This window comes from Pseudarthrobacter cellobiosi, assembly GCF_023913815.1.
Lineage (GTDB): Bacteria > Actinomycetota > Actinomycetes > Actinomycetales > Micrococcaceae > Arthrobacter > Arthrobacter cellobiosi.
Genome location: NZ_JAMXBK010000023.1, coordinates 41,235 through 65,449, shown reverse-complemented (window position 1 = coordinate 65,449; position 24,215 = coordinate 41,235). Strand labels below are relative to the sequence as shown.

The 24,215-nt window shown below is 64.3% G+C and carries 20 protein-coding genes; 2 read left to right on the top strand and 18 right to left on the bottom strand.

Going from position 1 to position 24,215, the window contains the following annotated elements; genetic code table 11:
• Window positions 1-160 precede the first annotated feature (160 nt).
• Window positions 161-1,225, bottom strand: a complete 1,065-nt coding sequence (locus NG701_RS09445) for a M14 family zinc carboxypeptidase (RefSeq protein ID WP_252566849.1) — start codon at window positions 1,223-1,225, stop codon at window positions 161-163.
• 310 nt (window positions 1,226-1,535) lie between these two features.
• Between NG701_RS09445 and NG701_RS09440 the strand changes: the two genes are divergently transcribed.
• Window positions 1,536-2,159 carry a uracil-DNA glycosylase family protein gene (locus tag NG701_RS09440; RefSeq protein WP_252566847.1) on the top strand — a complete coding sequence of 208 codons (624 nt, stop codon included), beginning with the start codon at window positions 1,536-1,538 and terminating at the stop codon, window positions 2,157-2,159.
• Window positions 2,160-2,381: 222 nt separating this feature from the next.
• On the opposite strand, the gene NG701_RS09435 is transcribed toward NG701_RS09440, so the two are convergent.
• The 4 genes from NG701_RS09435 to NG701_RS09420 form a co-directional block, all read right to left on the bottom strand.
• Window positions 2,382-2,804 (bottom strand): DUF3151 domain-containing protein, encoded by a 423-nt coding sequence (locus NG701_RS09435; RefSeq protein ID WP_252566845.1) that lies wholly within the window; start codon window positions 2,802-2,804, stop codon window positions 2,382-2,384.
• Window positions 2,805-2,806: 2 nt separating this feature from the next.
• Window positions 2,807-3,826 carry a class II fructose-bisphosphate aldolase gene (gene fbaA / locus NG701_RS09430; protein WP_056348649.1) on the bottom strand — a complete coding sequence of 340 codons (1,020 nt, stop codon included), beginning with the start codon at window positions 3,824-3,826 and terminating at the stop codon, window positions 2,807-2,809.
• Between the two features lie 211 nt (window positions 3,827-4,037).
• Entirely contained in the window at window positions 4,038-5,294 is a 1,257-nt protein-coding gene (locus NG701_RS09425; protein ID WP_252566843.1) for a lipase family protein, read from the bottom strand.
• A 141-nt stretch (window positions 5,295-5,435) separates the two neighbouring features.
• Window positions 5,436-6,131, bottom strand: coding sequence for a TrmH family RNA methyltransferase (locus tag NG701_RS09420; RefSeq protein WP_374208674.1), 696 nt, complete (start codon window positions 6,129-6,131; stop codon window positions 5,436-5,438).
• A gap of 52 nt (window positions 6,132-6,183) precedes the next feature.
• On the opposite strand from NG701_RS09420, the gene NG701_RS09415 reads away from it, so the two are divergent.
• Window positions 6,184-7,014 (top strand): HAD-IIA family hydrolase, encoded by an 831-nt coding sequence (locus NG701_RS09415; RefSeq protein ID WP_252566841.1) that lies wholly within the window; start codon window positions 6,184-6,186, stop codon window positions 7,012-7,014.
• On the opposite strand, the gene NG701_RS09410 is transcribed toward NG701_RS09415, so the two are convergent.
• From NG701_RS09410 to NG701_RS09350, 13 genes are all read right to left on the bottom strand, one after another.
• The gene (locus NG701_RS09410) at window positions 7,011-8,051 is read right to left on the bottom strand and encodes an alpha/beta fold hydrolase (protein WP_252566840.1); all 1,041 of its coding nucleotides are present in this window, start codon (window positions 8,049-8,051) and stop codon (window positions 7,011-7,013) included. The genes NG701_RS09415 and NG701_RS09410 overlap by 4 nt on opposite strands.
• A gap of 127 nt (window positions 8,052-8,178) precedes the next feature.
• Window positions 8,179-8,760, bottom strand: a complete 582-nt coding sequence (gene pyrE, locus NG701_RS09405; RefSeq protein ID WP_193340778.1) for an orotate phosphoribosyltransferase — start codon at window positions 8,758-8,760, stop codon at window positions 8,179-8,181.
• Window positions 8,761-8,887: 127 nt separating this feature from the next.
• Window positions 8,888-11,155 carry a gluconokinase, GntK/IdnK-type gene (locus NG701_RS09400; protein ID WP_252567172.1) on the bottom strand — a complete coding sequence of 756 codons (2,268 nt, stop codon included), beginning with the start codon at window positions 11,153-11,155 and terminating at the stop codon, window positions 8,888-8,890.
• Between the two features lie 53 nt (window positions 11,156-11,208).
• Window positions 11,209-12,438: a D-mannonate dehydratase ManD gene (gene manD / locus NG701_RS09395; RefSeq protein WP_160677348.1), complete on the bottom strand. Its 1,230-nt coding sequence runs from the start codon at window positions 12,436-12,438 to the stop codon at window positions 11,209-11,211.
• Between the two features lie 45 nt (window positions 12,439-12,483).
• Window positions 12,484-13,914: a glucuronide transporter gene (uidB, locus tag NG701_RS09390; protein WP_252566837.1), complete on the bottom strand. Its 1,431-nt coding sequence runs from the start codon at window positions 13,912-13,914 to the stop codon at window positions 12,484-12,486.
• Between the two features lie 297 nt (window positions 13,915-14,211).
• Window positions 14,212-15,639, bottom strand: coding sequence for a mannitol dehydrogenase family protein (locus NG701_RS09385; RefSeq protein ID WP_252566834.1), 1,428 nt, complete (start codon window positions 15,637-15,639; stop codon window positions 14,212-14,214).
• Window positions 15,636-17,042: a glucuronate isomerase gene (gene uxaC, locus NG701_RS09380; RefSeq protein ID WP_252566832.1), complete on the bottom strand. Its 1,407-nt coding sequence runs from the start codon at window positions 17,040-17,042 to the stop codon at window positions 15,636-15,638. Before uxaC ends, NG701_RS09385 begins: the two co-directional genes overlap by 4 nt.
• Before the next feature lie 80 nt (window positions 17,043-17,122).
• Window positions 17,123-18,184, bottom strand: a complete 1,062-nt coding sequence (locus tag NG701_RS09375; protein WP_252566829.1) for a LacI family DNA-binding transcriptional regulator — start codon at window positions 18,182-18,184, stop codon at window positions 17,123-17,125.
• 105 nt (window positions 18,185-18,289) lie between these two features.
• Window positions 18,290-19,456: a Gfo/Idh/MocA family protein gene (locus NG701_RS09370; RefSeq protein ID WP_252566826.1), complete on the bottom strand. Its 1,167-nt coding sequence runs from the start codon at window positions 19,454-19,456 to the stop codon at window positions 18,290-18,292.
• Between the two features lie 42 nt (window positions 19,457-19,498).
• Window positions 19,499-20,359 carry a sugar phosphate isomerase/epimerase family protein gene (locus NG701_RS09365; RefSeq protein WP_252566824.1) on the bottom strand — a complete coding sequence of 287 codons (861 nt, stop codon included), beginning with the start codon at window positions 20,357-20,359 and terminating at the stop codon, window positions 19,499-19,501.
• A 47-nt stretch (window positions 20,360-20,406) separates the two neighbouring features.
• A complete protein-coding gene (locus tag NG701_RS09360; RefSeq protein ID WP_252566822.1) occupies window positions 20,407-21,312 on the bottom strand; it encodes an ATP-binding cassette domain-containing protein in 906 nt (301 codons plus the stop codon).
• Window positions 21,309-23,183 carry a dipeptide/oligopeptide/nickel ABC transporter permease/ATP-binding protein gene (locus tag NG701_RS09355; protein WP_252566820.1) on the bottom strand — a complete coding sequence of 625 codons (1,875 nt, stop codon included), beginning with the start codon at window positions 23,181-23,183 and terminating at the stop codon, window positions 21,309-21,311. Before NG701_RS09355 ends, NG701_RS09360 begins: the two co-directional genes overlap by 4 nt.
• Window positions 23,180-24,121, bottom strand: coding sequence for an ABC transporter permease (locus NG701_RS09350; RefSeq protein WP_252566818.1), 942 nt, complete (start codon window positions 24,119-24,121; stop codon window positions 23,180-23,182). The genes NG701_RS09355 and NG701_RS09350 overlap by 4 nt, the downstream gene beginning before the upstream one ends.
• Window positions 24,122-24,215 lie beyond the last annotated feature (94 nt).

Below are 24,215 nucleotides of genomic sequence, written 5' to 3'. Positions count from 1 at the left end.
GAAGGCCATAGCCTGGCCGGACCGCTACGGCGGCCAACCACGCAAGAGTCCGGGGCTCTTACCACCCAAGTTTAGCCGATCACGGACTTTGTCCACTCAATAGGGTGCCCATGGCCCTTCGCGCGCGGCAAAGGACCACGGGCAGACTTCCCGTGATCTACTACTCGTCGTCAGCTTCCTCGCCGGGACGGGACGTCTGGGTGTCCAGGCTGTCCCAGAAGGAGGTGTCGGCGTCGGCAATCGACCCGTCAGCGATGGCCGCCGCAGTGGCCGTCAGCGTGGTCACCGTTTGCTGGATCAGGTAACCGTTGCTGCGGAGCCCGAGGGCGTAGCCGTCTAGATAGTGATCAGACATGCCACGCATTTCGAAGAGCAGGGTGGCGATCCCGTACTCCACTGCGATGCCGTTGCGGCTGATGGTCTCGGCGCTGCCGCCCACATACTTGCCCAAGTGGCCCCAGCCGGTGGAGTCGACGTTGTTGAAGACCACGGCGCCTAACTGCTTGGACATTTCTACAACAGCCGGATCGGCATTGGGCGTGGTGGGGTACAGGATGGACCCGGAGACCAGCTTTCCGTCGCGTTCACTCCGGGTGCCCTGGTGGTGCAGGTCGATCATGTAGTCAATGTTGTACTTGCGAATGACGTTGTTGTGGAGCGCCTGGGTTTCGGGCTGGATTTTGGCTACGTGGTCACGGTTCAGGTCCACCTCCTCGGCGTTGTACCGCGTCATGTGGCGGTCGCCCTTGGCCAGGTAATCATCCAGCGGGAAGTTCACATCTCCCATCGCGCCGTCGGCGTTGAGCATGGGAACGATGAGGATGTTCACTCCGTCCAGGATGTCCCCCGATTTCCCGGTTCCCAGGTGTTTCACGAATGCCATGGCACCCTCGGTGGTCAGCTGCTCATTTCCGTGCTGCTGGGTCAGGTACAGGATGGTGGGTTTGGCCGGGTCCGAAATGTACTTCACCAGGTGGATGTCCCGGCCCTTGACAGTCTGGCCGATCACTTCCAGATCCATGGCTGGCTGGCGGGTGTCCTGATCCTTCAGGAAGGAGACCAACTCGTCATAGGTTGCCAGTTTCGAGGTGGTGATCTGGCCGTTGCCGTCATAGTTGGGGCCTTCGCCCACGGCTTGGGCCAACGGTGCCGGCGCGGCGAGTGCCGCCAGAACCAGGGCTCCAGATACGGCCGCGGTCCTTAAAGTTGCCAGGGTTTTGTTCACGGTACGTTACCTCTTTCGACTGCATGGAGGGTGCGACCAGCCGCAACGTCCTCATTGCGGGCTGTCACAGACAGCCAATCAAGCTAAACGAAAGCTGTCAATTAACTTGACAAAAGGCTGATCGCCCTGTGCCGTCCATCACGGGAGGTTAGGGCCGGGCCCCGCATTTCGCGGGGCTTGCTAAACTGATAGAGATCGACCAGGAATCGGTCCACACCACATTTCAAACCACGCCGGACGGGCGCGCCCATCACGCGCCCATTTTCCGGATTGGCAGCATCGCCGAGCCCCGCAGGAGACATTGCACTATATGACAGCCCTGGCCCCCGAATCCCTCCGTGAACAGCTCCTGAGCCGCCGCTACGAGCCCAACGTTGCCGCCGTCAACGAGCTGTGCGATTCCCTGCAGAGCGTCAAGCCCCACACCGAAGTCCCCTACGTCGACCCCATGCACGACGTGGACGAGTGCCGCATCATCAGCCTCTACTCCAACATCGGCGAGGCTGACCCGTCCGGCTTCATCACCGCCGGCGACGAAGACGCCGCCACCCGCATGCTCGGCATCCAGTGGAAGCTGGGCCTGCGCCCCGAGTTCGTGATGCCGTGGAACGTGCACCCGTGGCATACGCCGGGCGAGGTCAACGGCAAGTTCACGCCGGACCAGATTTCCGCCGGCCTCAAGCCGCTGCTGAAGTTCCTCGCCGTGGTCCCCCGCGCCTCGGTGATCGTGGCCCACGGCACCGAAGCCAACCGCCTGGCCAACCTGCTGCTGAAGACCGAAGTTCCGCTGCTCTGGCGCCGCGGGCTGAAGACCTACAAGGTCCGCTCCCTCAGCGGCCGCGCCTTCGCCGGGACGCCCGCGCGGCAGGAACAGTACCTCGAGGAAATGCGCGTCGTCTACACCGANGCCCGCACGGGACTCGCGAAGGTCTAACAACCGGAGCATCTCTCGATAAGCTCGACCACCTTACGACGGCGGGCGGTCACCTTTCCTTCTGAAAGGTGACCGCCCGCCGTCGTTCTTTACAAGCAACGCGGGGTCACTTTCTGCCCAAAAACGATGGTTTATTGGGCAGAAAGTGACCCTCCCCACCCGCACCCTAGCCTCGCAAGCTCGGCCAGGGAACCCTGCGGGCGTGGGCCCACGTTGCTCGTACTATTTGGCCTCGATGGCTGCCTTGGCTGCCGGGTCCGAGTCGTTAAGGAACTTCTCGATGCGTTCCGGTTCCTCGGCTTCGCCGATGGCCGCGGACGCGCGGCCCAGCGAGTAGAGCGCGCGCAGGAAGCCGCGGTTGGGTTCGTGCTCCCACGGGATGGGACCCACGCCGCGCCAGCCGTTGCGGCGCAGCGAGTCCAGCCCGCGGTGGTAGCCAACGCGCGAGTAGGCGTAGGAATCGATGGTGCGGCCCTCGGCCCACGCCTCCTCCGCCAGGACAGCCCACAACAGCGACGATGTGGGGTGCTTTTCAACCAGGTCCAGGGCTTCGGCGCCGGCGTCCAGCTGAGCGTAGACGTCGGTCTCGGCAGGCAGGAGCGTTGGCTCCGGGCCCATGAGGTTCTTGCGGAACTCGTCGGACATTCCTAGAAGGTCTTTCCAGCGGAACCCAGCTGCTTGGTTGCCTCGACGACGCGGGCGGACAGGCCCGCCTCGGCGGAGGCACCCCAGACGCGCGGATCGTAGAGCTTCTTGTTGCCCACTTCACCGTCAACCTTAAGCACGCCGTCGTAGTTCTTGAACATGTGGTCCACCACGGGACGCGTGTACGCGTACTGGGTGTCGGTGTCGATGTTCATCTTGATCACACCATAGGAAACGGCGTCAGCGATCTCCTGGTCGGAGGAACCGGAGCCGCCGTGGAACACGAGGTCGAACGGGCTGTTCTTGCCAAGTTTGGCTCCCACTTGGGCCTGGATGTCCTTGAGGATCTCCGGGCGCAGCTTCACACCACCGGGCTTGTACACACCGTGCACGTTGCCGAAGGTCAGGGCCGTGATGTAACGGCCGTTCTCGCCGGCGCCGAGGGCTTCAATGGTGGCCAGAGCGTCCTCCACCGTGGTGTACAGCTTGTCGTTGATGGCGTTTTCCACGCCGTCTTCCTCGCCGCCCACGATGCCGATTTCAACTTCGAGGATCATCTTCGCGGCGGCGGTGCGTTCCAGCAGTTCGCGCGCGGTGCTGAGGTTCTCGTTGAGCGGCTCGTGCGAACCGTCCCACATGTGCGAGTTGAAGATCGGGTTGCGGCCGGCCTTGACCTCGGCCTCCGAAGCTGCGAGCAGCGGCAGGACAAAGCCGTCCAGCTTGTCCTTGGGGCAGTGGTCGGTGTGGAGGGCAATGTTGACGCCGTAGTTCTTGGCAACTTCCCGGGCGAACGCGGCGAAGCCGAGCGAACCGGCCACCATGTCCTTGGTGGCCGCGCCGGACCAGTAGGCGGCTCCGCCGGTGGACACCTGGACGATGCCGTCGGACTCAGCCTCGGCGAAGCCGCGCAGTGCGGCGTTCAGCGTCTGCGAGGAGGTGACGTTGACGGCCGGGAATGCATAGCCTCCGGCCTTGGCACGGTCGATCATCTCGGAGTAGATCTCTGGGGTTGCAATGGGCATGGTGACTCCTATGCTGAGTTTTCGTCTATGGGTTGTGACCCTGGAGAGTAGACCTCTTACGGCTAGCCACCATCCTAGCCATTTCTGTGCAGGGGCAGTGTTTCGGGTCACGCGGGCCGGTAACACTTACGCTCACATGCCGCACCGAGATGGCATTTCACGGCAGTGCCGGAGCCCGGGACTGCCACGAAATGCCATCTCGTGCAGGGGTTTAGCCGTACAGCCAGCAGTTGCTCACCGCGGACCGGCCCGCGAAGCGGCGCTCCAGGAAGTTGAACGCCTGCGGGATGGCGGCCGCGTAGCCGCCAACGTGGGTGGCCCCGGCCGTGACATCGAAATACACCGACGATCCGGCGGCGCACCAGCGCTTGGCCAGCTGCCTGCCCTGGTCAAAGGGAATCACGTCGTCGAGCACGCTGTGCGAGAGCAGCACAGGGACCGCGGGCGCCCGGCCGTTACCGATCTTCTGTTCGGCAATGACCGTCTTGAGCTCCGGGAGGTCCAGCAAGGAACTCAGCTTCTGCCCGGACACGGTGAGCTGCGCAGTGTTCAGGAAGCCGCTCGAGGCAATCGACTGCAACGTGCATTCGTTGTTCGTCGCCGCAACCTTCGCCCGCCCGGCAGCGTTGAGGTGGGGGCTCAGGTCCAGTCCGCCGGCGGCGCTCATTCCCGTCACCGCGTAGAGCAGGAACCCGGTGTACAGGCCGCCGTCGAGGTTTCGTCCGACGGCGGGAAGGTCGGCGGGGACCGCCCCCGCGTAAGCGCCCTTGAGGTTCAGCTCCGGAGCGTATTGGGGGGCAAGTTCGACGGCGGCTGCCGAGGCGCCGCCGCCCTGCGAGTAGCCGGCCAGCGCCACCGGGCCGCCGGGAACGATCTGCGGGTTCCCCAACCGCTGGGCCGCACGGGCGGCGTCGAGGACGGCGTGCGCCTGCGATTCGCGCGCCATGTAGGTGTGGCTTCCGGCCGTGCCGAGACCCTCATAGTCGGTCACGGCTACGGAGTAGCCCCGCGCCAGCAGCCCGGCAATGAAGATGCCCTCGTATTCCTCGCCGGTGGCCATGGCCCGGGACGGTGCACATTGGTCCCCCTGCCCCTGGGTTCCGGCGGCGTAGCTGACCAGCGGACGCGGGCCGGGATCGGTCCAGGCCGCGTACGGCACCAGCACTGTGCCGGTCACGGCGACAGGCACCCCGGAACTGTTCACGGAGCGGTACATGATGCGCTGCACGGAGGCCTGGGCCCGGATGGTCTTGAGCGGATCGACATAGAAGACAGACGGCTCCGTCCGGACCAGGTCGCCGTTGTTGGCCGGAAGTGAGGCGGGGGTGAAGTAGAAGTCGAGCGGGTTGGCCGTCGTCGCCGGTGTTAGGGCAGGTGCCGGAGCGGCGTAGGCCACCGCGCCCCAACCGAAGGTGAGAACCGCGGCCAACGCAATGGCCGAACAGACGCCTACAGAAGGATGCTTCATTGAACCTCCAGTCAGTGTCACACTCGCCAATGAGCGTGATCCAAGCCACATGCTACTGATGGGTAACTTGTGGACCTAGGGATTCTCCGAAGATTTCCGATAGTTTCGTCTCGGATTCAACGGCGGGGTTCAGAAGGCGCGCTACAGAACGGGCTGGCTAAAGACGTGCCGGCGGATCCAGGCATGCATGGCGATCGCGGCGGCCGAGGCGGCGTTGATGGAGCGGGTGGAGCCGAACTGCTCGATGGACAGGGTGGCCAGGGCCGCCTCGTGGACCTCCGGTGTCAGCCCGGGCCCCTCCTGGCCGAACACCAGGACGCAGTCCTTGGGCAGCTCATACGTCTCCAGGGGCACGGAGTCGGGGAAGATGTCTATCCCGATGATCGCGAGCCCCTCCCCCTGCGCCCACACCACAAAGTCCTCCACGGTGGGGTGGTGGCGGACGTGCTGGTAACGGTCGGTGACCATCGCCCCGCGCCTGTTCCACCGGCGTCGTCCGATGATGTGGACTTCCTTGGCGAGGAACGCGTTGGCGGTGCGCACCACGGTGCCGATGTTGAGGTCGTGCTGCCAGTTTTCGATGGCGATGTGGAAGTTGTGCCGCTTCGAATCGAGGTCCGCCACGATCGCGTCATGCTTCCAGTAGCGGTACTGGTCCACCACGTTGCGGCGGTCGCCGTCGGCCAGCAATTCCGGATCCCAGTGGTCGCCCGCGGGCAGCTCGCCGTCCCAGGGCCCGACGCCGACCTCCGCCTTTGGCTCCGAGGCCTCCTCGGGCGCTGGCTCCTCCGCTGGAATCGGATGAGGTTCGACTGGGTTTCCGGGCGTTTGTTTCACCCCTCAACACTAGACTGGACCACTGGAGCATTCATCACCGGCGGAGGTAAACGTGGCAGAAGCAGACCAGGTACAGGGTTCACCGGCGGTTTACCGCAGCGGCCAGGAGATCGAATGCTGGCTGACAGACATGGACGGCGTACTCGTCCACGAAAACCATGCCGTCCCAGGGGCCGCCGAACTGATCCAGCGCTGGGTGGACACGTCCAAGCGGTTCCTGGTGCTGACGAACAACTCGATCTTCACGCCCCGCGACCTCGCCGCCCGGCTCCGGGCCTCCGGGCTGGAGATCCCCGAGGAGAACATCTGGACCTCGGCGCTGGCCACCGCGCAGTTCCTGAAGGACCAGGTGCGGGGTTCCGGTTCCGGGAACCGCGCCTACACCATCGGCGAGGCAGGGCTGACGACGGCGCTGCACGAGGCAGGCTTCATCCTCACCGACCAGGACCCGGATTTCGTGGTGCTCGGCGAAACCCGGACCTACTCCTTTGAGGCCATCACCATGGCCATCCGCCTGATCCTGGCCGGGGCCCGCTTCATCGCCACCAACCCCGATGCCACGGGCCCGTCCAAGGATGGACCCATGCCCGCGACCGGCGCCATCGCGGCCCTGATCACCAAGGCCACCGGCAGGGAACCGTACATTGTGGGCAAGCCGAATCCCATGATGTTCCGGTCGGCCATGAACCAGATCGATGCGCACTCCGAGACCACCGCCATGATCGGGGACCGGATGGACACGGACATCGTCGCGGGCATGGAGGCCGGCCTGCACACGGTCCTGGTGCTGACCGGCATCACGCAGCGAGAAGATATCGCCTCCTACCCGTTCCGGCCGAACCAGGTCCTGAACTCCGTGGCCGACCTGAAGAACCAGATCTAGAAGACCGTCACCTTCGAGCCGCCGCGGGGCAGCGGGAAAAAGTCGTCCATCAGCCGCTCCACGATGGGCCGGTAGATGAGCGGATTCCAGCCGGGGCTCGCGTGCGCCGGCAGGGCCCCGTCCGTTTGCAGGTCCATGGAGACCATGTGGGGTTGGAACGCTGCCGACCACGCGTCCTTGGCCGTCTGGTAACGGACGGTGCGGTCTTTCGGGTTGCCGATGTACGCCATCCGCGTGCCGCCGAGCTTGTCCACAAACCGGTTTCCGTCGAAGTGGTAGATGTACGCCGACTCGGACTGGATGAGCACACTGGACGGGGCGATCGGGGACAGCTGCTCCATGGTCTGGTCCAGGATCTGCCGCCAGGTCCGCTCGTCCTTGTGGATGACGCGCTCCCCCAGTTCGTAGCTGCCGCGGACCACGGACGGGACACGGAAGCCGCTCTCGTACAGGAACACCACGCCGTCGAACCAGCTCTCGTCCAGCACGTCGCTGCGGCTGTAGGGGCTGGAGTCCAGCAGGATGAAGTCCACCTCCACGCCGTGGAATTCCCTGAGCCGCGCGGCCACCTGGGTGGCCACCATGCCGCCGAAGCTGTGGCCGTAGAAGAAGAGCTTGGTGAGCTTTTTCGCCCGGACGTGTTCGATGACGGCGATCACCAACTCGTCGATGTCCAGCCCTTGGTTGGAATATCCGACGGCGACGAGCTGGCCGCGCTTGTTCAGCGCACCACGCATCGCGTTCAGGATCCAGAGCGCCTCTTCCCAGCTGGTCTTGTAACCGGGGAAGAGGAACCAGCTGGCGTTCGGGTAGTAGGCGTCGGCGAAGTCGTCCGCGACCTGCAGGATCCGGTTGACCTGCCGCTCCGCCTGGACCCGGCGGGTAACCAGCATATCCGCCACCAGCAGGGCCGAGGCGCCCGTGCCGGCCAGGAACCCGCGGCGCGAAAACCGCTTGAGTGCGGCGGCATTGGCCAGCAGCCGGGCTTGATGAGCTCCTGGCTGTTCCTGCGGATCTGCTTCCCCCCTGTACGGCACACCTCTACCGTAGCCACAGCGGAAGCCGCCGCTGCAACCCTGAGGCCGGCCACGGCCCCGGGCAACCCTGGGCGCGGGCGGCTGCTGGACCCGCCAGGAGGGGCCGAACCCGCCAGGAGAGGCCGGGCTAGGACAGGCCCAGCTCGTCCTTGCCGAAGGCGAACAGGTACGGGACGCCGGTCTCGGCTTCGATTCTTTCCTTGGAGCCAGTGTCCCGGTCCACGATGACGGCCACGGCAACCACGTTGCCGCCGGCCTTCCGGACACCCTCAACAGCAGTGAGGGCCGAGCCGCCGGTAGTGGACGTATCCTCCAGCACCAGAACCTTGCGGCCCTCAACCGACGGACCTTCAACCTGGCGGCCCATGCCGTAAGACTTCTGGGCCTTGCGGACCACAAAGGCGTCCACGGTGCGACCGGCGTCCACGGCGGAGTGCATAACAGCGGTGCCCACGGGGTCAGCACCCATGGTCAGGCCACCGGCGCACTCAAAGTCGATCCCGGCGTCGTCCGTCAGTGCCAGCATGACCTGGCCCACCAGCTTGGAGGCTTCATGGTGCAGCGTGATGCGGCGCAGGTCGATGTAGTAGTCGGCCTCGGCGCCGCTGGACAGGATCACCTTGCCGCGGACCACGGCCAGTTCCTTGATCAGTTCCAGCAGGCGGGCACGGGCAGCAGTGTTGGAAGCAGCATCAGGGGTGGCAGTCATGGTCTCCAGTTTACTGGAGGCCCCGACGCGGAAATGGCCCTGTGACGCAGAAATGGAATGGCGCTACGCGTATACGCGTAGCGCCATTCCATCTGCGAGTCGTCAGCCCAAAACCGCAGCGATAACCCTAGAGCCGGGTGTCGAAGGAATCGCAGAAAACGTTCTCGTTGAACGTCCCCTGGAACTCGGACTTGCCCATGATCTTCTCGATCGTGGCCCGGATGGCCTCCACGGTTCCCGCATGGGCGTGGATGGCGGTCTTGACCATCGGCACGTCGATGAGGTGGTTGGGCTGGTTCAGCGACACAAATACTGTGGGAACCTCGGTGGCGTACCAAGGGATTTCCGCGGCCATCGGGGTGGACCACTTGATCCGGATGGCCGCTTCCTGGGCGAAGCCCTTGACGTTGGCGAAGACAAACGCGGCGTCATACTTGTCCGCGTAATCGCCGGTGGCTTCCTCGGAGATGACGGACATAAAGTTGATGCCCGTCTCCCCCGCAGCAGTGCGCTGAGCGGCCGTTTTGAACAGGTGCACCTCGAAGCCGGCTTTCTCCAGCTCGTCCTTGACCGTGTCCAGGTAGCCGAGCGGATCGGCCATGGTGAAGTCCGAGCCGCCGGAGATGCCGTACAGGCGGATCCGCTTGTGCGTTTCCGGCCGGATGGGCAGGTTATGCGCCGTGTCCTTGACCAGGGTGACGGTCTTGTCCGCGATCTCCGCAGCGATGGCGCGGTGGGCGTCGCTGCCGATCACAGCGAGTGCCTCCACCGGAGGAACCAGTTCGTTGCGGTCCTTCAGGTGCAGCCCCAGCGAGGCCTTGAGGGCAAGGATGCGGCGCAGGGCGTCATGCAGGCGCTGCTCGGTGATGACGCCGGACTTGTAGCCATCCAGCATGTACTGGAAGTCTTCGTCGGCGTTGCGGAAGAACAGGAACATGTCGCAACCGGCGGCAATGGTCGCAGGAACCAGGTCCTTGCGCTTCATAGCCTGGGTGAGCCCGATCATCTGCGAGGCGTCCGTGAGGATGAGCCCGTTGAAGCCGAGTTCGCCGCGCAGCAGGTCCTGGAGCAGTTCCGGGGCCAGTGTGGCGGGACGGATGTCCTTGTCCGCCAGGCCCGGGCGGAAGTGCCGGGAAAGCTCCGGAGCGCCGATGTGCCCGATCATGATGGACTGCACGCCGTGCCCGATCATTTCGCGGTAGACGTGGCCGTACGTCTTGTTCCACTCGTCGTAGCCGAGGGTGTTGTAGGACGTGACCACGTGCTGGTCGCGCTCGTCCATGCCGTCGCCCGGGAAGTGCTTCATGGCGCAGGCAGTGGGTGATTCACTGATGCCGTCGAAGTACTCCTTGGCCCGCTCCACCACGATCTCCGGCGTGTTGCCGAAGGCCCGGGTGGAGATGACCGTGTTCCGCCAGTTGTAGTGGATGTCCACGATCGGGGCGAAGGCCCAGTTGCAGCCCAGGGCTGCGGTTTCAACGCCGGCAACCTGCCCCATCCGGTGTGCGATGGACTTGTCCGGGTGCGAACCTGCCTGCAGGTGCGTGGATACAAACGTGCCGTCGTCGCAGCTTCCGGCGCCACCCATTTCCGGGTTGGACGCCACCAGCAGCGGCACCTTGGACTTCGACTGCGCGTGCCGAATGTGTTCCTGCACGGCAGCGGACGGGCCTGGCCGGTACCGCATGCCACCCACATGGAAGTTCTCCAGCACACCATCGAGGTATTCCGGGGAGTAATCGTTGTTGTGGTTGATGAACAGCTGCCCGATCTTTTCCTCAAGCGTCATCGATTCCAGCGTGGTGTTCACCCAGGTGACCGCTGCATCGTCGAGGTAGAACGGCGCGGCCTGGAGGTCGACGTCGAACTGGCGCAGTGGGGTGCCCGTGGCACCGGTGGCGGAGGTTCCGACGGCGGCAGTCACCGCAGCTGCCATGCCCGCCAACGCGTCGGCCACGACCTGGTCCACTGGACCGGCGATGTCCACCACAATGCCTGCCTCGTCGGCTTCCAGCGCTTCGAGGGTGGCCAGCTGGGATTCCAGCAGCGCGGGCGGCATGAAGTGCCCGGAGCGGCCTTCGGTCCGTGCCCTAAGAACGTCTTTGCTGCCGTGCAGGTGCAGGAACACCGTGTCCGGCGCCTGGGCGCGGATGGCGTCGCGGTAGCTGCGGCGAAGAGCCGAGCAGGCCAGAACCAGGCCGCCCTTGGCGGCTGCCAGTTCAGAGCCCACCGTGGCGAGCCACGGCCAACGGTCCTCGTCGGTCAGCGGAGTGCCCGCTGCCATCTTGGCGACGTTCTCCACCGGGTGGAGGGAATCGCCGTCGAGGAACTGAACGCCCAGCTCGCGGGCCACCAGGTCACCGATGGTGGTCTTGCCGCAGCCGGAGACGCCCATAACGATGACGCGGGGACCGGAGGCTCCCGCTGTGGAGGGGGATGTAGTGGCGGTCACCAGTCGTGCACCGTTCCGTCCACCAGGCGGTTGTACGGCAGGTAGGCCTGCTGATACGGGTACGCCGCTGCGGCTTCCTCGTTGAATTCGACGCCGATGCCAGGCTTGTCGCCCGGGTGCAGGTAGCCGTCCACGAAGGTCATGGACTGCTCGAAGACCTCGTTGGTCTTGTCGGAGTGCTGCATGTATTCCTGGATGCCGTAGTTGTGGATGGCCAGGCCCACGTGCAGCTGGGCGGCGAAGCCTACCGGGGAGATGTCCGTGGGGCCGTGGAAGCCGGACTTGATCTGGTACTGGGCGGCGAAGTCCATGACCTTCTTCAGCGGGGAAATACCGCCGAAGTGGGTGGAGGCTGCGCGCACATAGTCGATCAGCTGTTCCTTGATGATGGTCTGGTAGTCGTACACGGTGTTGAAGATTTCACCAATGGCCAGCGGGGTGGTGGTGTGATGGCGGACCCAGCGCAGTGCTTCTTGGTTTTCGGCCGGGGTGCAGTCCTCGAGCCAGAAGAGGTCGTACGGTTCCAGGGCCTTGCCGAGCTTGGCGGCCTGGATGGGGGTCATGCGGTGGTGTCCGTCATGCAGCAGCGGCAGCTCGGGACCGAATTCGTTGCGCACGGCTTCGAAGACGGTGGGCAGGTGGCGCAGGTACGCGCGGGTGTCCCAGTCTTCCTCCACGGGGAAGGCGCCGCGGCCGGCGGGCTCGTAGTCGTAGCGCTCGCCCGAGGCCTGGGCTTGGGCAGCAACACCGTAGACGGCCTTAATGCCGGGGACAGCGGTCTGGATGCGGACTGACTTGTAGCCCAGTTCCAGGTGCTCACGGACGGAATCGAACAGCGACTCGATGTCCGCGCCGGACGCGTGGCCGTAGGCCCGCAAGCCGTTGCGTGACGCGCCGCCCAGGAGCTGGTAGACCGGCATGTTCGCCATCTTGCCCTTGATGTCCCACAGGGCCATGTCGACGGCGGCGATGGCCGCCATGGTGACCGGGCCTCGGCGCCAGTAGGAGCTGCGGTACAGGAACTGCCAGGTGTCCTCGATCCGGTGCGGATCCTTGCCGATCAGCAGCTGGGCCACATGCTCTTTGAGGTACGCGGCAACAGCCAGTTCGCGGCCGTTCAGGGTGGCGTCACCGATGCCGGTGACCCCGTCGTCCGTAGTGATGCGCAGGGTCACGAAGTTACGTGACGGGCTTGTCACGAAGACTTCGGCGGCAATGATTTTCACGGCAGATCCTTTCGGGGACTTCTGGTCAGTTGGTGGTGCTGGAAGTTAGTGGCTGGCAGTTTTGCCGGCGCCAACCGGCGTGCCGGCGTCAGCGGTGGTGCTGGCGTCAGCGGCGGTGGCGTCAGCGGCTTCGCCGGCGCCGACAGTTTTGGTCCGGCGTTCCTGGATCTCCTTGAGGATTTCCGCGTGCTTGGCGTCGGTCAGCGTGTACTTGGACATTACTAATACGGCAAGGATAGTCAGCACTGCAGGGATCGCACCCGCAGCGATCTGAATGCCGAACAGGGCGTCAGCGGTCTGGGCCGCGCCGGACTTGTAGCCGCCCAGTGCCAGGGCGTATGCCGCCAGGGCGCCGCCCACAGCCTGGCCGGACTTGCGGGTGAAGGAGAACAGGGCGTAGGTGATTCCTTCGGTGCGGACACCGGTCCGCCATTCGCCGTACTCCACTGTGTCGGCTTCCAGGGCCCACACCACGATGTTGACGGCGAGGACACCCACCAGGCTGACCACGAGGCCGGTAAAGCCCATCCAGACCTGGCCGGCCGGGGTGAAGAAAATGATCGCACCGCCGAGGACAGTGACCAGCGAGGAGTAGATGTAGACGCTCTTCTTGCCAACGTTTCGGACCAGCCTGGGCATAAAGGCGGCCAGGAAGAAGGTGAGCGCCAGCTGGATGATGGACAGTACGGGGTACAGGTCCAGGCGGCCCAGGACGTCGCGCAGGTAGTACAGCTGCACGGAGGTCAGGGCGAGGTAGCCGGAGAGGAAGAAGAAGGAGCTGAGGCACAGCATCATGAGGGGCTTGTTGCCCTTGAGGGTTTCCACACTCTGCTTGAACGTCACCTTGGGGACCGCTCGATGCACGCGCTCCTTGGCGGTCAAGGCCGTGAAGAAGTACAGCGCCGTTCCGATGACCACGAAGACCACGGTGATGGTGGTGAACGTCGACTGGAGGTCGGCGCCCGGCTTGATCAGCGGTGCAACGAAGATACCCAGGGCAGAGCCCACCAGCAGTGCACCCACCATGCGGGCCGAGCCCAGCTTTGCGCGCTCTCCCGGATCCTGCGTCATAGCGCCGGCCAGCGAGCCGTACGGAATGTTCACGAGGCTGTAGGCAAGGCCAAGGGCTGCGTAGGTGACGTAGGCGTACAGCAAGGTGCCGGATTCACCCAACTGCGGGACGGAGAACGTTGCCACGCTCAGCAGGAGCAGCGGGATGGAGCCGAACATGATGAACGGACGGAACTTGCCGAAGCGCTTGCTGTAGGTCCGGTCTACGAGCCGGCCGGCAAAAACATCGGCGAAGGCGTCAAAGAGCCTGACTACCAGCAACAGGGTTCCGGCGGCTGCGGCGGAGATACCAGCAACGTCGGTGTAGTACACCAGCAGGAACATGGTGGCGGTGGTGAAGGCGAGGTTGTTGGCTGCATCGCCGGCGCCATAGCCGATGATGCTGAGCTTGTTTAGCTTTTTCATGAATTGGGCTCCTTTACCCTTGCCGCCGTGTTGGCCAGCGAAAATTATTGAAATGCTATGAAGCGGTGAATCTTTGGCGATGCTGCAGTGGGGAGAATCCGCATCGCTCGGCATACCGCCGGGTGTTTCTCGTTGCCTGTAATCCTAGTCACTTGGCAATAAGATGGCAAGCGGTTGCCATAAATTTCTGTTAATGCTTCATAAACTGCCCGTCATCGAAACAGCACTGCCCGGTCCAGGACCCTGGACCGGGCAGTGCTGTTCATTACGCAGCAGAAGTGCGCCTTGGCATAGTGCTTAGGAGCCCGCCGCGAATGTTCCGAGCAGGCCGGAAACGAGCTCCACGACGGCGTCGTCCGCTGCGACAGCGGGATCCACCAGCGCCAGGACCGCCCGCACGCGCTCCGTGCCTACCAGCTGGTTGGCCGCGGCTACCTCAGTTGCCAGCGGATCGTGGAACGTCCCGGCCGCTGCGCTGAAATCAATCCAGGCCGCGATCATCAGTGCCGCAGCGGCACCGGACTTGCCCTGGGCCCGTTCGGCCAAGAGGACAGGCACAGCCCGCATGCGCAGCTTGGTGCTGCCGTCCATGGCGATCTGGGCCAGGTGGTGGGCAATGCGCGCATTGCTGAAGCGGGCCAGCAGGGCCGCGCGGTACGCCGGGATCTGCAGGTCCGCGCCACCGGCCGCGGCGCCGGACAGGTTCGCCTCGGCTTCGTCCCAGAAGCTTTCGACGGCGGTCAGGCACTGCGGGTCCGCGAGGGCCTGCGCCACCGTGGTGTGTCCGCGGAGCTGGCCGGCGTAGGCCAGCAGGGAATGAGCGCCGTTCAGGAGCCACAGCTTGCGGTTCTCGTAAGGCTCGATGTGGTCAACGAAGACCGCGCCGGCATCTTCCCAGCGCGGACGGCCGGCCGGGAAATCGCCGCTGAGCACCCAGTTGGTGAAAGGCTCTGCCACTACAGGCGAGTTGTCGCGGTAGCCGCAGGCGGCCTCGACGGCGGCGATGTCCGCTTCCGTGGTGCGCGGCGTGATGCGGTCCACGGACGTGCTGACAAAACTGACATTTTCCTCGACCCAGGCAGCGAGCTCCGCGTCCCAGGCCTGTGCCAGGCCCGCCACGGCGTTGCGGGCTACCGTGCCGTTGTTGGCGAGGTTGTCGCAGCAGACAACGGCGAGCGGCCCGGCTCCCGCAGCCCGGCGCGCGGCGAGGGCGAAGACCAGCCGGCCCAGCGGCGTCGACGGGTTTCCGCTGCCGGAAGCCAGCAGCGCAAGGTCGCTGGCGACGTCGGGCGCCGTAGTGTCCAGCTGTCCGTCGGCACCGAGGCGGTACGCCGCTTCGGTGACCGTCAGGGTGACCATGGCGGTGGCAGGTGCCGAAACGAGCTCTGCGAGCCGCTGCACGTCCGCGCCGTCGACCGCTTCAACGATGCTGCCGACGACGGCGAACGAGTCGCCGCTGTCAGCGCGCTCCACGAGCGTAAAGAGGCCGTCCTGCTCGGCAAGAGCCAGCGCAGCGTCTGGGCGGCGGCCGGTGAAAGCGGCAATGCCCCAGTCCGAGGCGTCGCCGGCCTGGCTGGTGTACCAGGCCTGGTGCGAGCGGTGGAAGGCGCCGAGCCCGAGGTGGACGATCCGGACCGGCGGTTTGGCGGCAGCGTGGACGGTCCGGTTCAACTGCGGCAGTGAAACGACTGCCTTGACTGCTGCGTCCGTCTGTTCGATGCTCACAGTTTGAAAACCCTTCGCGGGGAGGAATCAACGGTATCCACGATGATTTCGTGGGCACGGTCTTCGCTGACACGGTGCTCGGCCACGAGACGGGCCAGGAAGGAGGCCTCGATCCGGCGGGACGCATCGTGGCGGGCGGGGATGGAGCAGAAGGCCCTGGTGTCGTCGATGAAACCGGACGAGCGGGAGAACCCGGCCGTTTCGGTCACGGCGGAACGGAACCGGAGCATGGCATCCGGGGCGTCCAGGAACCACCAGGGTGCGCCGAGGTAAACGGACGGGTAGAAGCCGGCCAGCGGTGCGAGCTCGCGGGAAAACACGGTCTCGTCCAGGGTGAACAGCACCAGGTGGAAGTCCTTGGCCGTGCCGAAGTCCTGCAGCAGCGGCCGGATGGCCTCGGTGTAGTTGGTGGCGAAGGGGATGTCGTGGCCGGTGTCCGCACCGAAGGCCTCGAACGTGGGCGTGTGGTGGTTGCGGAACGAACCCGGGTGGATGGTCATGACCAGGCCGTCCTCCACCGACATGCGGCCCATCTGGTACATCATGTGGGCTTCGAAGGTGTTGCGGTCCTCAGCCGTGGCCTTGCCGGCGCGGGCGAGCTCGAAGATCCTCTCGGCTTCGGCGCGGTCCAGCTTAAGCGTTGCCGGGGTGAGGACGCCGTGGTCGGCGGAGACTGCGCCGTGCTCCACGAAGTAGCGGCGGCGGTTTTCCAGGGCCGTGATGTAGCCCGCGTAGCCGTTGGCGCCGTCACCGGCAGTTTCGATCAGGCGGTCAACGTTGGCGCTCCACGTGGGGTGCGCAATGTTCAGGTAGGCGTCCGGGCGGAACGTCGGCAGGACGCGGCCGTTGAAGGTGGAGTCCTCGGCGATGGCCTTGTGGCTGGCGAGGTTGTCCAGGGGATCGTCCGTGGTGGCAAGGACTTCGATGTTGAAGTCCTTGAACAGCTGGCGGGGACGGAAGCCCGGTTCCACGAGTTTGGCGGCGATGGCGTCATAGCTGGCGTCAGCGGACATCTCGCCCAGGTCTGCGCCCAGGTTGAAGACGCTGTCGAACTGATTGCGCAGCCAGTAGCCGGAGGCCGTGCCCTCGAAGAGGGGCCAGGCATCCACGAACGTGCGCCAGATCTCGCGTGACTCGGGCGTGGTGGGACCGCCGGCGCGCAGCTTGTCCAGTGGTGCGCCGTTGGCGTGGATCAGGCGGGTGACGTAGTGGTCCGGGCTGACGAGCAGCGCTGCCGGGTCCGGGAACGGCGTGTTGAGCTCGATGACGGCGGCGTCAACGTGGCCATGCGGGGAGATAATGGGGAGGTCCTGTACGCGCGTAAGGAGGTCCCGCGCAATGCTGCGCGTTCCGGGGTCGGCGGGCAGGAGCCTGTCTGGGTTGGCAGCAATCGACTGTGACATAGATCAATAATCTGCCTCGCGCCTCGCTTTGTCAACCGGTTGCCATAAATTGCCAAATGCTGGAATCGGCCCGTCAGTATTCACTTCGCGGGCAGGATCCTACCGCTGGACCCGCGCAGCACCAGCTCAGTCTCCACGCTCAAAGTGCCGGTCTGCTCCCCGCTCCCGTGGAGAAAGTCCAACAGGCGCGTCGCTGCAGCTTCGCCGCACTCCCCCAGCGGCGAACGCACCGTGGTGAGCGGCGGCGTCGTGAAATCCGCGCCGAAGATATCGTCAAAGCCTATGATGCTGATGTCGTCGGGCACCACCATGCCGGCGGCCTGGAGTTCCTGCATGAGCCCGATGGCTAGCAAGTCGTTGTACGTCATGACCGCGGTGGCACCGCTGGCGCGGACATCGCGCGCAGTCTGCCGGCCGCCGTCGACCGTTGGTTTGGTTGACTCAAGCCGCACGGCCTCAAGCCGGGACCATTCGCAAGCTGCCTGCACACCCTCCCAACGGCGTTCGGACATCCAGGACTGCGGCGGCCCCGCTACATAGGCGATCCGCTGGTGTCCGTTGGCGGCCATGCTCCGGATCGCCTCGCTGATCCCCTTGTTGACGTCCGGCACCACGCACGGCACGCCCTCTACTTCGCGGTTGATGACCACCACGGGCTTGTCCTGGGCCAGGGCGCGGATGTTGTCATCGTCCATGCGCGGGCTAGCGAGAATAAGGCCGTCGACGGTGGCCATGAGCCGCCGGGCGGCAGTCAGTTCAGTAGCCGGGGACTCCGCCGACTCGGCGAGCACCAGGGTGTAATCCCTGCTGGTTGCGGTGGTCTCGGCGCCGCGGATGATGTCAAAGAAGGTGGGGTTGGTGATGTCCGCGACGATGAGGCCGAACGTGTTGGTCTTGCCCGTGGGAAGTGCGCGCGCAAACGGATTGACCTGGTAGTTCAGCTGGGCGGCCGCATCCTCGATGAGCTTCTGTGTTTTGGAGCTGACCCTGCCCGGCTTGCTGAGTGCCCGGGAAACGGTGGACGCGTTGACGCCGGCCATCTTGGCGATATCGTAGATGGTCGCGTTGGATTTGCCGTCGCGGCCATGCTTTTTGACCGAACCCGTTGACGGGGCGGTGTCCGGCGTTTGGGGTTCACTCACCGCCCCATCCTAACGATGAAAAAACCCAACTGGGTCGCAGTTAATGTCGTTTCGGGCGCTCATAACGACATTAATTGCGACCCAGTTGGGCTTAGGGGGCAGCGACTAGGCGCGCTGCGGGAACTTGCCCTCTTCGGCGATGCGCTTGTTGAGCTCCGCCAGGAATTCGTTCTCGTCGAAGTCCAGTCCAACTTCCTTGCCGGTCCAGGCCGAAAGGTGGATGGCGTTGGCCAGGCGGACTCCGTTGATGCCGTCCGAGCCCGGAGCGAGCAGCGGCGTGCCGTCCAGGATGTTGGCGGCGAAGTTCTCCAGGACGCCGGCGTGCTGAGCACCCCAAGCGGACTCGAACTCGATGACCTCAGTGGTGTAGTACTCCTCCGGGTTCAGCTCGCCCATAAAGAGCTTACGGACATCGTCCATGCCCATGCCGTCGCTGAGCTCGCGCTCGGGCTTCTTCAGGCGTGTCACGGTGGCGGTCTTGCTGCCCTCGACGACGATCTTGCCCTGGTCGCCCAGGATCTCGAAGCGGTCGGTTCCGGTCAGATCGTGCGTGGCGGTGACAAAGACGCCGGTAACGCCGTCTCCGTAATCAACCACCGCGGTCACTTCATCTTCGACGGCGATGTCGCGGCGGAAGCCGAAGGAAACCTTGGAGTAGACGGACTTCGGCACGCCGCAGATCCACTGCCACAGGTCCAGCTGGTGCGGTGCCTGGTTGACCAGGACGCCGCCGCCTTCGCCGCCCCACGTCGCGCGCCATTCGCTGGAGTTGTAGTAGCCCTGGGGACGCCACCAGTTGGTAATGATCCAGTTGCTGCGGCGAATCTTGCCGATCTCGCCGTTTTCCACGATCTCTTTGAGCTTCTTGTACAGCGGGTTGTTGCGCTGGTTGAACATGATGCCGAAGGAGAGTTCCGGCTTGCTGGCAGCGAACTCGTTCAGTTCCTTGACCTGCTTGGTGTAGACGCCGGCCGGCTTCTCCACCAGCGCGTGGATGTTGCGCTTGAGGGTCTCGATGCCCATTTCGGGGTGCAGGAAGTGCGGAACGCAGGTGACGACGGCGTCAACGTCGCCGCTTTCCAGCATGGCGATGTAGTCGTCATAGAAGGGAGCGTCCGGGTACGTGGCCGAGGCAAGTTCCTTCTTGGCCGGATCAGTGTCGCAGATGGCACCGATCACCATGTTGGGGACCATGCAGTCCGTGATGAACTTGGCGTAGGCGCCGCCCTGCTGGCCCAGGCCGATGATTCCGAGGCGTACTTTCTTGCTCATGAAATGAATCTCCGTATTCTGTAGTGCTGGGTCTTGGAAGTCTTAGAAAAGATCGGACTGGCCCAGGGCAATCAGGTTGTCGTAGGAAGTCTGCAGCGCTTCCCAAACCGTGCGGCCATAGAGTTCGTCCTGCTCCACCAGCAGGTACTCGGCGCCGGCAGCCTGCGCGGCCGGGATGATGGATGCGAAGTCCAGGTTGCCTTCGCCCACTTCGGCGAACTGGACAACATTCTTGAACTCGGCCATGAAGCCCATAAAGTCGCCGGAATCCAGCAGACCCATGGCCGACTCCGGCATTTGGCCTATCCGGTAGTCCTTCAGGTGGACCATGGCCGTGCGGCCGGCGTACTTTTCCAGGGTGCGGACCGGGTCCAGGCCGCCGCGCTGGACCCAGTGCACGTCGATTTCCATGCCCATGGCCGGGGAGTTCTCCGCAATGATGTCCAGCATGTATTTGCCGTCGAACTTCGCGAACTCGATGTGGTGGTTGTGGTAGTACAGCCCCAGGCCCTGCTCCTGCAGGCGCTCGGCGTACTCGTTGGCCTGCTTGGCGAAGTCAATCACCGCGCCGATGGACGTCATTGCCTCGAACGGCAGCATACCGATCCGCAGCAACTTCGAGTCCAGGCTCTTTGCGTCATCCACGATCTTGTCAAAGTGCTCCGCCAGGGAATCGCCAGGCCGGCCCTTGGGGGTCTCCATGGCCACGGAAAGGGCTGCGATGTCCATGCCCAGCTCGCTGCGGGACCGGTCCAGTTCCGCGACGTTTTCCGGCGTCATCGGGATCTGGGAGATCTCGACGGCGTTGTAGCCGATGTCGCTGACCTTACGGAGCGTTTCGAACGCCCCGATTTCGGTGAAGCTGTCCTTCAGCATCATTGCCTGCACGCCAATTTTGGCCACGTTATTCCTCCATTGTTGTTGCTGTTGAGTTAGTTCGGGCACGAGCCCTAGGCAAGGACAGCGGCCTGCTCGTTCTGCTGGCGCTGTTCTTCGAGCAGCCGGTGACGGTCGGCACGGCGCTTCTCCTGGCGGTCCGGATCCGGCACCGGGGAAGCGAGCAGCAACCGCTGGGTGTAGGGGTGCTCGGGGTTGCGCGTGACGATCTCTGCCGGCCCCTGCTCCACGATTTCTCCACGGTACATCACGGCTACACGGTGGCTGATGTGGCGGACCACGTCAAGGTCGTGGGAGACAAACAGGTAGGAGACGCCAGTGTCCTTCTGGATCTGCAGGAAGAGATCCAGGACGCGGGCCTGGGTGGACAGGTCCAATGCGCTGACCGGCTCATCACAGACGATGAGCTTGGGAGACAGCGCCAGGGCGCGGGCAATCGCCACGCGCTGGCGCTGGCCGCCGCTGAACTCGCGCGGAAGCCGGTGGATGGCATCCGACGGGAGGCCAACCTGGTCCAGGAGTTCCTTCACGCGCTTCTTTGCTGCTGCCTGCTCCATGCCCTGCACGCCCAGGGGTTCGGCCAGAATGTCGCCAATTTCCAGGGCGGGGTTCAGTGACGTGTAGGGATCCTGGAAGACCACTTGCATGTCACGGCTGAGGACGCGCCGCTGCTTGCGGGTGGCGTGGCTGATGTCCTGGCCTTCGAAGGTGATCTTGCCGCCGCTCACCGGCGCGAGACCCAGTACAGACCGGCCCAGGGTGGTCTTACCCGACCCTGATTCGCCCACCAGGCCCAAGGTCTCACCCTGGCCGATGCTGATATTAATGTCGGTCAGGGCGCGGAATTTCCGTGCACGGAATCCTTTGCCGGGGTACTCGACCACCAGGTTTTCCACGCGAAGGAGTTCTTCGCGTGCCGGGGCTGATACCGCGGCGCTTGAGGCTGCAGTTTCCGTCACAGGACATTCTCCTTAGCACTTGATGACGCAGTTGAAGACGAAGCAGCTGAAACCAGCATGGTCATCGGTTCTTTGCCTTCCAGCATCGAAGCCAACAGAGTCTGGGTATAGCGTTCCTTCGGTTCGCGCAGGATCTCCCGCACGGGGCCTTCCTCCACCAGCCGGCCGTTCTGCATGACCACAACACGGTCGCAGAGGTCAGCCACAACGCCGAAGTTGTGGGTCACCAGGATGACGCCGACGCCGAGCCGGCGCTGGAGGTCGCGGATGAGGTCCAGCACATCGGCCTGGACCGTGACGTCCAGTGCCGTGGTGGGCTCATCGGCAATGATGAGGTCCGGTTCGCAGCTGATGGCGCCGGCAATGAGCACACGTTGGGCCATGCCGCCGGATACCTCGTGGGGGTAGGCCTTGAAGGTGCGCTCCGGGCTGACGATGCCGACGTCGGAGAGGAGCTTCATGGCTCTCTTGGTGGCCTCTGCCTTTGAGATTCCCAGGACGCGCATCATGGGCGTAACCAGCTGGTAGCCGATAGTGAAGGCCGGGTCCAGGTTGCTCATGGGTTCCTGCGGGATGTAGGAAATCCGTTTGCCGCGCAGCTTGGAGAGGCGGTGCTGATTGACCTTGTCCTCACCTGGAGCGACCGTGTAGTTGCCATCGAACTGGATGGCGCCGCCCACGATTCGTGCGGTGTCCGGCAGCAGGCCCAGGATGGAGAAGGCCGTCTGGGACTTACCCGACCCGGATTCGCCCACGATGCCGAGGATTTCGCCGCGGTCAACGTGGAAGGAGACGTCATCCACCACTTTCTTGATGGATCCGTCGGCCTGGGGGTAGCCGACGCCGAGGTTGGTCACCTTGACGAGGTGGTGTTCGGTTCCGGCCTCGACGGCCGCAATGGTCTTGCGCGCCGCCTTGGCGGCGCTGGCTGCGGCCGCATCTTCGGCTTGATGAGCTTTCTGCCTGCGGTGCTTGATCTTTTCGCCGTCTTCCAGGGCGTCGCGGATGGCGTTGCCCAAGAGGACAAGGGCACCGATGGTCAGCGCCATGGCAAATGCAGGCCAGAAAAGCAGCGTCGGGGTGAGGTAGACGTTTTTGAAGCCTTCGCTGAGCATCACACCCCAGGTGGCCTTGGCCGGATCGCCCAGGCCCAGGAACTCGAGTCCGGACTGGATGGCGATGGCCACGCCGGCGATCGCCGCCGTCTGGATGATGATGGGCGCGCGGACCACGGAGAAGATGTGGCGGGTGATGATGCTGAGGTCTGACAGCCCGGAGACGCGCGCGGCGTCAACGTAGAGCTCGTTGCGGACCGACTGCACCGCTGAGCGCGTCAGGCGGAAGTAGGAAGGGCTGATCAGCACACCGAACGCGATCATGGCAATCCACACTGACGGACCGAAAGCGGCCCGGATGGTCAGCAGGACGATCAGGCCGGGGAGGCTCATGAGGATGCTGACAACCCAGTTGGAGACGGCTTCGAACTTGCCGGCGTAGTAGCCAGCCACGAGGCCGGCGGGCAGGCCGATCGCGATGGCGACGGCGGCGCAAAGGAGCGCGGAGCTGAGCGTCAGCTGCGCCCCGAAGAGCAGCCGGCTCCAGACGTCACGGCCTGAGCTGTCAGTGCCCAGGATGTTAACCGCGTCCGGGGCTGCGAGAGTCTTGGAGATGTTGGCGAAGTTTTCGTCGAACGGGGCCAGGACATCGGCGAAGACGGCCATGCTGGCCATGGCCAGAAGGATGGCGATGGAGATGATGCCCATTGGATTCTTGAACAGCCGTTTGAGGACTGTTGACCGGACGACAGTTCCGGTCTGGCCTGACGTTCCGGGGATGGGTGTCAGGGCTGAGGTTTCGACGGACTCGGTCACGAGGCACGCACCTTCGGGTTAAGCCAGCCGTTGAGCAGGTCAACGATGAGGTTGACCACAATGACGACGGCGACAGTGTACATAACAACGCCCATGACCACCGGCTGGTCACTCTGGCTGGTGGCGGCTACGGCCAGCGGCCCCATGCCGGGAAGGGCAAAGATCTGCTCGATGATGACCACGCCGCCCAGCATGCCGATCAACTGGAGGCTGAGCACGGTCAGTCCAGCCGGAGCTGCGCTGCGCAGGACGTGCTTGAACAGGACCTCGCGCTCACCGATGCCGCGGCTGCGCAGGGTGCGGACGTAATCGCGTTCGAGCTGCTTGATGACTGCGCTGCGAATCTGCTGGGCACCGCCGGTGACGCCGTTGATCAGCAGGGCGATCACCGGAAGGGTCAGGGAAAGCACCCAGGCATCCGCGCCGACACCGGGCGAAATGGTACTGGTGGCGGGGAACAGGCCCATCTGGATAGCAAGGATGGTCACCAGGATGATGCCGATGACAAAGCCGGGGACAGAATCGCCGATGATGGCACCGATCTGGACCACGCGGTCCACCCAGCCGCGCTTTACTGCTGCGGCGACGCCGATGAGGGTGGCGATGATGGAGATCAGGAGCATGGCTGCAATCACCATGGTCATGGTCACCGGAATGCGCGTGGCGAGGGCGTGGGAGACGGGTTCAGAGGTGAACCAGGATGTGCCCAGGTCCCCCTGCAGGGCGCCCGTGAGCCAGCTGAAGTAGCGCGTGATGATGGGCTGGTCCAGCCCCAGCTCGGCTTCCTTCACGGCCAGCTGATCCGGCGTGGCCTGGTCGCCCAGGATGTTCCGCGCAATGCTGCCGCTCGATACGTAGAGCAGGGAAAAAACGAGGATCGAGACGGCGAACAGGACTACGAGTCCGCTGCCGAGGCGTTTAAGGATGAAAGTGATCATTGCTGGCTCCATTGAACTGGCATGGATTGGTTGCCCGGTCCGGCAGCCCACCGTTGGTTGGGCTGCCGGACCTGCGCCTGAATTGTGTGGCTAC